The organism is Nitrospira sp., assembly GCA_029194675.1.
In the GTDB taxonomy this organism is placed as follows: Bacteria; Nitrospirota; Nitrospiria; order Nitrospirales; family Nitrospiraceae; genus Nitrospira_D.
Map to the genome: position 1 here is coordinate 88,365 of JARFXP010000005.1, position 11,949 is coordinate 100,313.

14 protein-coding genes are annotated in these 11,949 nt (G+C 54.0%); 3 read left to right on the forward strand and 11 right to left on the reverse strand.

Features of this window, described 5'->3' with window-relative positions; all coding sequences use genetic code 11:
* Window positions 1–20: 20 nt before the first annotated feature.
* Both P0120_21220 and hisH read right to left on the reverse strand, forming a co-directional pair.
* Window positions 21–773: a hypothetical protein gene (locus tag P0120_21220; protein MDF0676831.1), complete on the reverse strand. Its 753-nt coding sequence runs from the start codon at window positions 771–773 to the stop codon at window positions 21–23.
* Window positions 770–1,378 (reverse strand): imidazole glycerol phosphate synthase subunit HisH, encoded by a 609-nt coding sequence (gene hisH, locus P0120_21225; protein ID MDF0676832.1) that lies wholly within the window; start codon window positions 1,376–1,378, stop codon window positions 770–772. Before hisH ends, P0120_21220 begins: the two co-directional genes overlap by 4 nt.
* Before the next feature lie 166 nt (window positions 1,379–1,544).
* On the opposite strand from hisH, the gene P0120_21230 reads away from it, so the two are divergent.
* Window positions 1,545–1,943, forward strand: a complete 399-nt coding sequence (locus P0120_21230) for a nucleotidyltransferase domain-containing protein (GenBank protein MDF0676833.1) — start codon at window positions 1,545–1,547, stop codon at window positions 1,941–1,943.
* A complete protein-coding gene (locus P0120_21235; protein MDF0676834.1) occupies window positions 1,933–2,346 on the forward strand; it encodes a DUF86 domain-containing protein in 414 nt (137 codons plus the stop codon). The genes P0120_21230 and P0120_21235 overlap by 11 nt, the downstream gene beginning before the upstream one ends.
* A 52-nt stretch (window positions 2,347–2,398) precedes the next feature.
* On the opposite strand, the gene P0120_21240 is transcribed toward P0120_21235, so the two are convergent.
* From P0120_21240 to rho, 9 genes are all read right to left on the reverse strand, one after another.
* Entirely contained in the window at window positions 2,399–3,340 is a 942-nt protein-coding gene (locus tag P0120_21240; GenBank protein ID MDF0676835.1) for a DUF4238 domain-containing protein, read from the reverse strand.
* Window positions 3,341–3,505: 165 nt separating this feature from the next.
* The gene (gene hisB / locus P0120_21245; protein MDF0676836.1) at window positions 3,506–4,114 is read right to left on the reverse strand and encodes an imidazoleglycerol-phosphate dehydratase HisB; all 609 of its coding nucleotides are present in this window, start codon (window positions 4,112–4,114) and stop codon (window positions 3,506–3,508) included.
* Window positions 4,111–5,394, reverse strand: coding sequence for a histidinol dehydrogenase (hisD, locus tag P0120_21250; GenBank protein MDF0676837.1), 1,284 nt, complete (start codon window positions 5,392–5,394; stop codon window positions 4,111–4,113). The genes hisB and hisD overlap by 4 nt, the downstream gene beginning before the upstream one ends.
* Entirely contained in the window at window positions 5,391–6,089 is a 699-nt protein-coding gene (gene hisG, locus P0120_21255) for an ATP phosphoribosyltransferase (GenBank protein ID MDF0676838.1), read from the reverse strand. Before hisG ends, hisD begins: the two co-directional genes overlap by 4 nt.
* Before the next feature lie 9 nt (window positions 6,090–6,098).
* A complete protein-coding gene (gene murA, locus P0120_21260) occupies window positions 6,099–7,367 on the reverse strand; it encodes a UDP-N-acetylglucosamine 1-carboxyvinyltransferase (protein MDF0676839.1) in 1,269 nt (422 codons plus the stop codon).
* A gap of 9 nt (window positions 7,368–7,376) precedes the next feature.
* A complete protein-coding gene (gene prmC, locus P0120_21265) occupies window positions 7,377–8,267 on the reverse strand; it encodes a peptide chain release factor N(5)-glutamine methyltransferase (GenBank protein MDF0676840.1) in 891 nt (296 codons plus the stop codon).
* Between the two features lie 2 nt (window positions 8,268–8,269).
* The gene (prfA, locus tag P0120_21270) at window positions 8,270–9,349 is read right to left on the reverse strand and encodes a peptide chain release factor 1 (protein MDF0676841.1); all 1,080 of its coding nucleotides are present in this window, start codon (window positions 9,347–9,349) and stop codon (window positions 8,270–8,272) included.
* A 98-nt stretch (window positions 9,350–9,447) separates the two neighbouring features.
* On the reverse strand, window positions 9,448–9,654 hold the full coding sequence (rpmE, locus tag P0120_21275) for a 50S ribosomal protein L31 (protein ID MDF0676842.1): 207 nt from the start codon (window positions 9,652–9,654) through the stop codon (window positions 9,448–9,450).
* A 96-nt stretch (window positions 9,655–9,750) separates the two neighbouring features.
* A complete protein-coding gene (rho, locus tag P0120_21280) occupies window positions 9,751–10,998 on the reverse strand; it encodes a transcription termination factor Rho (GenBank protein MDF0676843.1) in 1,248 nt (415 codons plus the stop codon).
* Window positions 10,999–11,481: 483 nt separating this feature from the next.
* Between rho and P0120_21285 the strand changes: the two genes are divergently transcribed.
* Entirely contained in the window at window positions 11,482–11,898 is a 417-nt protein-coding gene (locus P0120_21285) for a DUF2203 domain-containing protein (GenBank protein ID MDF0676844.1), read from the forward strand.
* Window positions 11,899–11,949: the final 51 nt, after the last annotated feature.

Genomic DNA, 11,949 nt, shown 5'->3' on the forward strand with positions numbered 1-11,949 from the left:
AGTTCCCGTGGCCTGTCGACTTATCGGCTCGTCCCAAACGGCATCGCTTTGACGAGTTTTTCGGCGCCAAATTGAGCCAGCTCATCGGCCGTGACATAGCGTCCGTGTCGATGTACGGCGTCAATGAAATCTTCATTCATCGGTCTCTGCCGTTCATAATAACCACCTTCCCAGAGGACAGACCCATCGGCAGAGATGACTTTCACTTCAAATCCAACCGCGGCGGGCGGACTCGCGCCGAGAGGACCTCCGACTCGTTCTTGATACACCAGCACCTTGCCGATCAGCGCAGCATCGACGGCCAGCCTTTTCGCCGTGCGCGACGCAGCCGTTTCCTCCGTCATCGTTTCACTTTCGCCTGACGAGGCTTCGGCGGTTTTCATCGCTTCACGAGGAGCGATGACCCTGATGCCCTGTTTGTTGCGCAGGCGATTCCAAACCAATTCGGTGATCCGCTCCGGGACGTGAGGGGAAATGGAGGAGGTGGTTTGCGCCAATCGTCCCCTGGGAGGAGCGATGCCCGTCGGCGAGATATCCGACCTCTTGGCCCCTTCCGGTACTCCCATGTATGGATCGGCCGACTCAATGAGCTGTGGCGACTCAATTGCGGTAAAAGGAAGCACCACGAGCGAAGCAATCGTATACCGATCGAGCTGGGCCGACGTCTTCGTCGACACCTTGGGGCCGCTGCACCCCTGCAAAACAATAAGCGCGATGATCGAAGTGAGTAAAGGAACACGTCTGTAATAATAGAGTTTCGATGTCCTGATCATTTCCGGTTACCGAAATTCTTCATCAATCGCAAACCTGAGCTCTGGCTTTTTTCCGGATGAAACTGGCACGCCACCACATTGTCTTTCCAGATGCTCGACGTGAAGGGAATGCCATACGTCGTCGTCGTGGCCGTCACCTGCTTGTCACCTGGATCCACGAAAAAAGAATGAACGAAATACCAATGGGCTCCATCGGCGATGCCCTCGAACAGCGGGCAAGGCCGTTGGATTTGGACCTGGTTCCATCCCATGTGCGGAACCTTCAACGACTGATCCTTTGGGAAAGCGCAAACTTTCCCGGGAAAGATATCGAGCCCTTCATGCTTGCCGAACTCTTCACTTTCCGTAAACAGCAGTTGAAAGCCCAGGCAAATCCCCAAGAACGGTTTTCCCGACTGAATCGCGTCCTTAATGGACTCGATCAATCCGTACTGCTGCAGATTCGCCATGCAATCACCGAATGCTCCAACGCCCGGCAGAACCACATGACTGGCATTTTGAATGGTCGCTGCATCGCGCGTGACCATCGCCTGGTGTCCCACGGCCTCAAAGGCCTTGGAGACACTACGGAGGTTTCCCATCCCGTAGTCAATAATAGCAATCATGCTCGCCACCTAAGAGGTTGTAACAATACCGCAAACGTGAAGCTTCCTGCCACTGGCAATCTACATCGCTGGATTCGACCGAACATTGGCCATCCTTCCGTGTGCGTTTGATTGACAGGACGAAATCGAACCAGTAGCCTGAACCGGCTGAAAGATGGCGTCTGACATGAATGACAAAGCGTTAATTGAGTTCGCTCAACAAGCGATCCCCAACTTCATTGCTCTGTATCGGTTCGGTTCGCAAGCGAAGGGAAGGGCACGTCCGGAGAGCGACGTGGATCTCGCGGTGCTCGCGCGTGATCCCATTCCTGCCCTACGGCGATTTGAACTCGCTCAGGAGCTGGCCACGCAGCTGCACCGGGATGTGGACCTCGTGGATCTTCGCAGCGCCTCAACCGTGATGCGCATGCAGGTCATCTCGACCGGAGTGTGCCTTTACAAGGTGAGCGATCAGTTACAAGGAGAGTTCGAAGATCTGGTCTATTCGGCCTATGCCCGGCTGAACGAAGAGCGGCGAGGAATTCTCAACGATGTCAGGACGCGGGGATCTGTGTATGCCGGATGACGTGGTCATCAATAAGGTCGCCAGTCTGGAACGCTGCGTCGAGAGAATCCGCGCGGTCTACGGCGGCACAGAGTCCAACCTTTATGAAGACCTTACAACGCAAGATTCTATCCTGCTCAATCTCCAACGAGCCTGTGAAGTTTCGATCGACCTCGCCATGCATGTCGTAAGGAAGCGCAAGTTGGGCATCCCGCAGGACAGCCGAGATGCGTTCGACCTCTTGCAGACTCACGCCCTACTTGATGAACCATTAGCCACGGCAATGAAACGCATGGTGGGATTCCGTAATGTTGCGATTCACGAGTACGACAAGTTGAACCTCGATATCGTCAAATCCATCATTACTACCAAACTCGATGACGTGTTAACGTTCGGCAAACAACTACTCCGGTCGGAAGCCTAACTCGACTCATTGCCAACTCGGAAACAATTTCACCTGCTCACGGAACTAATCCTTAGTTGTCCGATTTTTCAACCCACTTTGGTTTTCGTTCCCGCTTGCCGAACACCATTTCAAACAAAACCATCTCGTCTTTCCCCATGCCGATTCTGTCAAAACGTATGGTAGGGGATACCGATGCGTGTTCCTCTATAAGTCGTTCCTGTCCTGCCTTTTGGGCAAATATAGCCCGATACCCAAAACGACAGATTTGCCGATTAATCATTTCAACTAAACCAGTGTTCGACAAATCTACTGTTCCTAAGCCTTCCGACGCAAACCGGTCCCTCCACGACGAATGTCCATAAATAATGATGACCGGACTAATTGGAAAGATAAAGACAACCGGACCATCAGGGCGAAGAACATATGGCCGCAAATCAGTATCCTGAACGGAAGGGTCGAACCATATTCCTGGATTATCACTGGTCAAGAATGAAACGCTAGTCTTATTATGTATCGTATAAAACCCAATCTGATCGAATACTTGCCCCGTGGCTTGCATAACGGTAACCATCCCGTGAAGCGATTGATGCGGATTGATTGCTACTTCCACATGGTCAAGGATGTCCTTTATACCGTCAGGCTCGGGTGATAGTTTTCCTTCCGCATCCAACCGCCGAGCCACAGTCATTACGTCTTCTGCATGTATCTTCTCCGTTACATCGCGGCTCGCAGGAACCCTTGCCCGCTGTAGCGCCATGAATTCGAAAATGGTCTCAAGAGAATCATTGACATTCTCTCGACGATGAAGTCGATCAACAATCCTTGGCCATTTCTCTTCCACCTTAGAGAAGAAATCCTCGAAGGCATTATGATCTTTCCCGCCTTCTGGCGTCGGTTGAGAATAGTAATACTTGTGAAAGGCGGTATTGTCCGGTGACAGTGGAATAGCTTTGGATGGATCGTCCTTGCGACAAACCAGCACTCTCCCGGAGTCATCGCAGAACGACCTCAGCTAGGCCTTAGGAACATAATGATGACGTTTCTTGTCCATAGGAAGGATGGGCTACCACCGGATCGTTCATTCGCAAGATATACCTTGCCCATACAAACACAAGGGGCAGGCTTCTTTTTAGAAACCTGCCCCTTCAGACAAACCACATTGGGCCGTGCTTCTACGTTACAGCATCCCCTTCGTCGAGAGCACCTTCCCGGCCAAGCGCTCTTCCAGCATCGTCGCTTGATCGAGCGCTTTGGCCAGCGCTTTGAAGATGGCTTCCATGATGTGGTGGGGGTTCCGGCCATAGAGTAGGTTCACATGCAGGTTCAGGCCTCCGTGGGTCACAAAGGCTTGAAAGAAATCTTCGAACAGGCCGAGATCAAACGCTTTGATCTTCCGATCCGGCAATGTCACGTTGTAGACGAGGAATGGACGGCCGCTGAGATCGATGGTGACCTGGGCTAATGTTTCATCGAGCGGTGCCGAGGCAAACCCAAACCGCTTGATACCGGCTTTTTCTCCCAATGCCTGGTGCAGCGCCTTCCCCATCACGATCCCAACATCCTCCACCGTGTGATGTTCGTCGATGTCGAGGTCGCCCTTCGCCTGGACGGTCAGATCAAAAAACCCATGTTTGGCCAGGAGCTCCAGCATATGGTCGAAAAAGCGGATGCCGGTGTCGATCTTTCCCTGCCCGCTCCCGTCCAAGGTCCACTCGACACGGATGTCGGTTTCTTTGGTGGTTCGTGGGACATTCGCCTGTCGTGGAGCAGACCCGTTCTTCTTCATGAAAACCTGCTCTGCGCCGATTTGACATGCGCATCAAACCCTTCAATCTGCGCCAGTCGAACCAACGGATCCTTGATCTTGGCCAATTCGTGTTTTGTGTAGTGCACGATGTTGCTGACCTTCACATAGTCATTGACCGAAAGCGGGGAAAAGAACCGCGCAGTGCCTCCTGTCGGCAAGACATGATTCGGACCCGCGACATAATCGGCGACCGACGGTGGCGTATAGCGCCCCAAGAACAACGCTCCTGCATGACGGATCTTCTCCAAATAGTCGAACGGATTATCCACAGAGAGGGTCAGATGCTCGGCTGCAATCTCGTTGGCGACCGCGATGGCCTCGTCCATAGTGGACACGATGAACGCCACCGAATGACGCGCAATTGACTTTGACGCGATCTTTTTTCGCTGGAGCCCTCTGAGTTGATCCTCGATCGATTTAGACACATCTTTGGCCAATCGCTCCGATGTCGTGACAAGAAACACCTGCGCATCCTCGTCATGCTCCGCTTCACACAGCAAATCTGCAGCCACATGCGCCGGTTTTGCCTCGTCATCCGCTACCACCAGCAACTCACTGGGGCCGGCGACCATGTCGATTCCAACTGTTCCGTAAAGCAATCGTTTCGCGGTGGCCACGTAAATATTTCCGGGGCCGACGATCTTGTCGACCCGGCCGATGGTTTTCGTCCCATAGGCCAGCGCCGCTACCGCCTGAACGCCGCCAACGCGATAAATCTCTGTGACCCCGGCAATATCGGCGGCGACCAACAAATAGGGATTAATCCCGTCCCTCTGAGGCGGTGTCACCATCACAATGCGCGGGACTCCTGCCACTTTCGCAGGAATGGCGCACATCAGTACAGACGACGGATAAACGGCTTTCCCTCCAGGCACATACACCCCAACGGCGTCGACTGGTGCGACAACCTGCCCCAGCGTGGCATCCCCGTCCTGATACATCCAAGTTTTCGTCTGCTGTCGCTCGTGAAACGACGTCACCCGCTGCGCTGCCAGTCGCAGCGCATCGCCCTCGTCTTTCCTGATATGGAAGTAGGCGTTCTTGATCTCCTCCGAAGTGACACGTAACGCATCGGTCTTCAGTACCACCTTATCGAATTGCGCAGTGTAGCGGAGGACGGATTTGTCGCCGCCTCGCTCCACGGCTTGCAGGATGGTGCGTACGGGTTTTTCAACGGCTGCGCCGGTCGCCCGCCCTCGAAGCGCAGCTTTTTTCAAGGATGGAAGAAAGCTGCGATCTGCCTGTGTGACAATCTTCATGGGCGAACCATCTTTTTCTTACGCATACCGACAGCCGACGGGCGACCATTGCCGGACAGAGCACGCTGATTCCGTACCGCCGCCCTGAGCTTACGAATCAACTCCATCAGCGGTTCCTGTTTGAGTCGAAGGCTCGCCCGGTTGACGATGAAACGAGCCGTCGATTGGGCAATCACTTCGAGTTCGACAAGATCATGCGCTTTGAGGGTGCCGCCGGTTTCGACCAAATCCACGATCCGATCCGCTAATCCTACTACCGGAGCCAACTCAATAGAGCCGTACAACTTGACGATCTCGACCGGAATCCCGCGCGTATTGAAATAACGCCCGGTGATCCTCGGATATTTGGTTGCAATGCGAACCTTGGACGTCAGGCGATCATTCGCCCCCCCTCCCCGGAGCGCGGCGACCGAGATTCTACACGCTCCGAAACCCAAATCCAATGGTTCATATACGTCACTTTCTTGCTCCATTAAGACGTCTTTCCCGACGATTCCGGCATCCGCTCCGCCATACTCCACATAGGTCGGCACATCGCTGGGGCGAACGATGAGGAAGGTCATGTCATTCTCGGGACTAACAAATATCAGTCGTCGACTGTCCCCCGACAATCCGACAATCTTGTAGCCGGCTCGTCCGAAGAGATCCAGGGCGGACTCTATGAGTTTTCCTTTTGACAACGCGATCGTCAGCATGGGAGGCCCCTAGTGAACCTTCATCGTGGTCTGTCGGCGTCGTATGTCGGCTCCTAAGGCCCCTAATTTCTCTTCAATTTGCTCATATCCCCGATCAAGATGATAGACCCGTTGGACCTGAGTGACTCCCTCTGCAGCCAAACCTGCGACAATTAGACTGGCACTCGCACGGAGGTCGGATGCCATGACAGGAGCTCCGGTAAGCTTCTTACCTCCAGTCACCATCAATCGATTGCCTTCCACGCGAATATCCGCGCCCATGCGTCGCAATTCTTCCACATGCATAAACCGGCTCTCGAACACAGTCTCGGTGATAACACTCGTACCTTCGGCTAGGCTCATCAATGCAACCATCTGCGCCTGCATATCGGTGGGAAACCCTGGAAAAGGCAAGGTCCTCAGGTCAGTCCCTCTTAGTTTATCCGGCATAGTCAGACAAACCGAGTCTTTTCCTTCCTGTACATGGGCCCCAGCCTCACGCAGTTTCATCAGGACTGTTTCGAGGTGAGTCGGACGACAGTGTGTTGTGGTCACATCCCCATGAGTCATGGCCCCTGCAGCCAGATACGTACCCGCCTCAATACGATCTGGGATCACTTCGTGGTCTCCACCATGCAGTTCGCGCACTCCCTCTATCGTGATCACGTCGGTTCCTGCACCATAAATTCGCGCACCACGCTTGACGAGAAAGTCGGCCAGGTCCACGATCTCCGGCTCCTTGGCCGCATTTTCCAGCATGGTGACCCCTTCAGCAAGTGACGCCGCCATCATGAGGTTTTCAGTACCGGTCACCGTCGGTGTATCACAGTAAATGCGCGCACCCCTCAATCGTTTCGCCTTGGCCGTGATATAGCCATGTTCAATGGAAATGTTAGCCCCTAGTTTTTCCAATCCCGCCAAATGAAGATTCACCGGTCTGGAACCGATTGCACAGCCTCCAGGAAGAGACACCTTGGCCTCACCCCAGCGCGCAACCAGCGGCCCCAGCACCAGAACCGACGCTCGCATGGTCTTGACCAGATCGTATGGAGCTTCCGTTGATGCAATCACATCGGTTTGAATTACGGCTCGGTTACCCTCGTGCAACACTTTTACCCCGAGAATCCCCAGAAGCTTTCCCATCGTCAGGACATCCACGACCCTCGGAACATTCGTGATGACACATTCCCCGCCTCCCAGAATGGTCGAAGCCAAGATCGGAAGCGCGGAGTTTTTTGCACCACTAATGCGAACTTCCCCGGCTAACCTATTGCCGCCGTTGATGAGAATTTCATCCATACCGTGGTCCTAACCTGCCCGCCGCGCGATCATCACCCGTTCGATGCCGGCTTCGTCTTTGACCGTCTGAAGCCCTGCGTAGCCCCCTGCTCGTTCCGCAGCCTGTCGCACAAGTGGAGCTTGGCCTTGACCAAGTTCCATGACGAGCAATCCACCGGGCACGAGGAATAGTCGTGCATCGTCGAGCAATCGTTCATGGAACTCCGTTCCCCTCTGCCCAGCCACCAATGCCAGCCGTGGCTCAAAATCCCGAACCTCGGGCTGCAAATCGGCCCAGACTGCTTCAGCGATGTACGGAGGGTTGGATACGATCGCATCCACCGCACCTACCAAATTACATTCGCGCAAGGCAGATAAGAAATCCCCTTCCTTCCAAGTAATGCTGTCGCTGACTCCGTGTCTCTCCGCATTGCCCCTTGCAACAGTCAACGCGTCTCCGGAGCAGTCCAGAGCAAAAATCCGCATGCCGCTCAGGATGGTCGCCAAGGTCACAGCCACACACCCGGAACCTGTTCCCACATCGACCAGCACGGCACCTTCCGCCAACCCTCCCTCTCTGACAACCGCTTGGACAAGGAGTTCGGTCTCAGGCCGAGGAATCAGCACCGCCGAATTCACATGAAAGTCGAGGCCGCAGAATTCCTGTGTTCCCAAGATATACTGGAGCGGTTCGCGCGCCATTCGCCTCGATACTACTGATTCGGCACGAGCCAGGTCATCGCCCGACACCGCTTGGTCTCTGCGACTTACCAACTCGTGATGTGTCTTTCCCAAAGCGTAGGCCAACAACCAGAGCGCTTCTTGAGACGCATTTGTGGATCCCGATGTATCCAAAGCGCGTTGGGCCCACGTGATCAACAGGCCAATCGTCTTCGGATCTGCAGTAATGGGGGCGGGCATCGTTACACTTTGGCGGTTTCGGCCTGCTGCTGTTGGGCCTTGAGCGCTTGAATGATCTCGTCGAGATCACCTTCCATCACCAATTCCAGCTTGTGAAGCGTCACGCCGACTCGGTGATCCGTGACGCGATTCTGCGGAAAATTGTAGGTTCGAATTTTCTCGCTTCGTTCTCCGGTCCCCACCTGAGACTTTCTGTTCTGAGCGATCTCCGCTTCTTGCCTTTCCCGTTCGGCTTCGACAATCCGGGCGCGCAAAGTGCGCATGGCTTTGGTGCGATTTTTCAACTGCGACCGCTCATCTTGGCAGGTCACGACCACACCGGTTGGCAGATGCGTAATGCGAACGGCCGAATAGGTGGTGTTCACACTCTGTCCACCGGCCCCGGATGAGCAAAATGTATCGATCCGCAAATCCTTCGGATCAATCTGCACATCCACTTCGTCAACTTCCGGCATGACCGCCACCGTCACGGTCGACGTGTGAATGCGACCACTCGCTTCGGTAACCGGGACCCGCTGCACCCGGTGAACGCCAGCTTCATACTTAAAATGGCTGTAGGCTCCCTTGCCTTCGATTAATGCAACAACGTTCTTATAGCCTCCAATGCCTGTTTCAGACGCTTCGACCGTATCGACCTTAAACCCTTTCTTTTCTGCGTACTTGACATACAAGCGAAATAGCTCTCCGGCAAATAAGCCCGCCTCGTCCCCACCGGTCCCAGCTCGAATTTCCAGCACCAGACTCTTTTGGTCCCGTGGGTCTCTTGGAATCAAGAATTCCCTGACTTGTTCCTCAAGTTCCGCCCTCTGTCGCTCCAGCTCAACCTTTTCCTCCGCCGCCAGCTTGTGCAACTCACCGCCGGCCGACGGGTCGGCAAGAATCCCCATCGCATCTTCCAGCTGCTTCGCGTATTCATGGTAGGCTCCAAAGAGCCTGGCTGCTGGTTCGAGATCGGTGCGTTCCTTACTCAGTTTGTGCAACAAGCTCGGTTGGGTCGCAACGGACGGATCCATGAGTTGATCGGTCAACTCCTGAAACCGTGATGCGAGGCTCCCCCATTTCTTGAGTAACGCTGTTTCCATCGTTTCGTACCTAGACCTTCACAGCGACACCACTGCAACAAAAAAAGAGACCCTGCTTCAGACTCGAAGCAGGGTCTCTTTTTTACCCAGGTGATGAGCTACTTACCTTTCTTCGCGTACTTCTTTTTGAACCGCTCAACACGTCCTTCAGTGTCCACAATCTTTTGGGTGCCGGTGAAGAACGGGTGGCAATTGGAACAGATATCGATGCTGATGTCACCGATGGTCGAACGTGTCTTGAACGAATTCCCGCAGGCGCAGTGAACGGTCGCCTCACGATAGAGTGGATGAATGCCCTTCTGCATGACGTGGAACTCCTTACTGAAGAATTACAACCGCCTCTGGCCCATTCCCAAAGGGGAGCACTTTATCTGAAGGGAGCATAAGAAACAAGCAGCCCATTATCGATTCATCGATTGCAGGAACTCCTGATTGTTCTTGGTACCACCGATCTTGTCCATAAGGAATTCCATTGCTTCCATGGTCCCCAAGGGGCTGAGCACCTTGCGCAGAATCCACATCTTGTTAAGCCGATCCTTGTCCACCAACAGTTCTTCTTTTCTCGTCCCGGACTGACTGATATCGATCGCCGGGAAGAGGCGCTTGTCGGCCAGACGGCGATCTAAGTGCACCTCCATGTTGCCGGTTCCTTTGAATTCTTCGAAGATGACATCGTCCATGCGGCTGCCGGTATCCACAAGTGCAGTTGCCATGATGGTGAGGCTTCCGCCGTTCTCGATATTGCGAGCGGCTCCAAAGAAGCGTTTGGGCCGCTGTAGCGCGTTGGAATCCAGGCCTCCTGAGAGCACCTTGCCGCTGGGCGGCGCAATGGTGTTATAGGCGCGAGCGAGGCGCGTGATGCTGTCCAGCAGGACGACGACGTCCTTCTTGTGCTCAACGAGCCGCTTTGCCTTCTCCAGCACCATTTCCGCGACTTGAGCATGCCGCTGAGCCGGCTCATCGAAGGTGGAGCTGATGACTTCCGCCTTGACCTGACGTTGCCAGTCGGTCACCTCTTCCGGTCGTTCGTCGATCAGTAGGACGATAAGAGTCACTTCTGTATGATTCTTGATGATCGCTCGGGCGATCGCCTGCAGCAGCATCGTCTTGCCGGTACGAGGAGCAGCCACGATCAACCCACGCTGGCCCTTGCCGATCGGAGTCGTCAAGTCCATCACACGGGTACAATACTCCTCTCGGTCGAATTCGAGATTGAGTCTCTCCTCTGGATATAACGGGGTGAGGTTATCAAACAGGATCTTATCCCGCGCGATCTCGGGGTCTTCATAGTTGACCTTTTCAACCTTGAGCAAAGCAAAATACCGTTCGCTCTCTTTCGGCGGACGGATCTGCCCCGATACGATGTCACCCGTGCGCAGGTTGAACCGACGAATCTGCGAGGGTGAAATGTAAATGTCGTCGGGACCCGGCAGGTAATTGGAATCTGGCGCCCGCAAGAAGCCGAATCCGTCTGGAAGGGTTTCCAGAACTCCCTCTCCAAAAACCACGCCGTTTTTTTCGGTCTGAGCCTGGAGAATCGCAAAGATCAACTCCTGCTTCCTCAAATTGGCAGCCCCCTCGATCTTCAGCTCACGGGCTACATCGTTGAGATCCGCGATTGACTTCTGTTTCAATTCTGCAAGATGCATCACTTCCCCCCTAGCTACTGACATACGACTCCTCTTGAGCCATGGTGTTGATACTCTCCGAAATACACTCAAACTGATTGGTCATGCGAAACGTGTCTTTATCTTGGCGACGAGCCTTAGGTTTTGGTCTGTTGGGTTGGGATAACTTGTGGAAGTTCTTTGTCTGATTTTGTGTAGGGAAATAGCGTTGTCTTTTATCCCCCGATGTTCACTGCCCACGCGAGATCTTTGGTCGGCCTTCTGATCACTTGGCTCGCATGCTGCTAGACTTGATTCGAGACAGGTTCCGGAGTTGAAATTCTTCGCTGGAGAGAATCAATCGCCTGAATGCTGGAGTGATAATACTCACGCAGGGTTCTGTTGTCAACTAGCATCTAGAATTTAGTTCTGTCTGCTCATGAGGAATAATTTATCCTGATTCACGGGTTGTTCCCTGAATTTAAAGTGTGTTACACAGTATCAACTATATACGGCGAGTACGACATGGCACGTGACGAAAACGAAACCAGCCCGGGCCGCGTGTTTTCCCTCCTCGAAGCTAATCAGCTCATCCCTCAGCTCCAGTCGCATCTGTCAACCGTCCGAGAAGGTAAAACCGTCCTTATCCGAACCCGCGAGGAGGTGAGCAAAGCATCGGCCAATGCATGTTTCGGAGGTGGGACACCGGCTGGCGTTTCCTACGTGAAATGCCTCCAGGGCATCAGCGCCAACCTCCATGCCATCCATGAGTTGGGAGTTGTTGTAAAGGACATCGATCTTGGGCTATGCGACTTCCCGCATATCCGTGATGGTCGAGTCGTCTACTTGTGCTGGAAACTTGGCGAGAAAGAAATCCGCTGGTGGCACGAAGTCACATCCGGATACAACGATCGTTGTCCTATCGAAGAAGATCCCGCCTAAGTATTCCTCAAGAGGGTTCAGAAAGCAGCCCCCTGGGCGGCACAGCAGGTT

Coding starts and splice junctions, on each gene's coding strand:
- P0120_21220 (MDF0676831.1), bottom strand. CDS start 773: ATGATCAGGACATCGAAACTCTATTATTACAGACGTGTTCCTTTACTC.
- hisH (MDF0676832.1), bottom strand. CDS start 1,378: ATGATTGCTATTATTGACTACGGGATGGGAAACCTCCGTAGTGTCTCC.
- P0120_21230 (MDF0676833.1), top strand. CDS start 1,545: ATGAATGACAAAGCGTTAATTGAGTTCGCTCAACAAGCGATCCCCAAC.
- P0120_21235 (MDF0676834.1), top strand. CDS start 1,933: ATGCCGGATGACGTGGTCATCAATAAGGTCGCCAGTCTGGAACGCTGC.
- hisB (MDF0676836.1), bottom strand. CDS start 4,114: ATGAAGAAGAACGGGTCTGCTCCACGACAGGCGAATGTCCCACGAACC.
- hisD (MDF0676837.1), bottom strand. CDS start 5,394: ATGAAGATTGTCACACAGGCAGATCGCAGCTTTCTTCCATCCTTGAAA.
- hisG (MDF0676838.1), bottom strand. CDS start 6,089: ATGCTGACGATCGCGTTGTCAAAAGGAAAACTCATAGAGTCCGCCCTG.
- murA (MDF0676839.1), bottom strand. CDS start 7,367: ATGGATGAAATTCTCATCAACGGCGGCAATAGGTTAGCCGGGGAAGTT.
- prmC (MDF0676840.1), bottom strand. CDS start 8,267: ATGCCCGCCCCCATTACTGCAGATCCGAAGACGATTGGCCTGTTGATC.
- prfA (MDF0676841.1), bottom strand. CDS start 9,349: ATGGAAACAGCGTTACTCAAGAAATGGGGGAGCCTCGCATCACGGTTT.
- rpmE (MDF0676842.1), bottom strand. CDS start 9,654: ATGCAGAAGGGCATTCATCCACTCTATCGTGAGGCGACCGTTCACTGC.
- rho (MDF0676843.1), bottom strand. CDS start 10,998: ATGCATCTTGCAGAATTGAAACAGAAGTCAATCGCGGATCTCAACGAT.
- P0120_21285 (MDF0676844.1), top strand. CDS start 11,482: ATGGCACGTGACGAAAACGAAACCAGCCCGGGCCGCGTGTTTTCCCTC.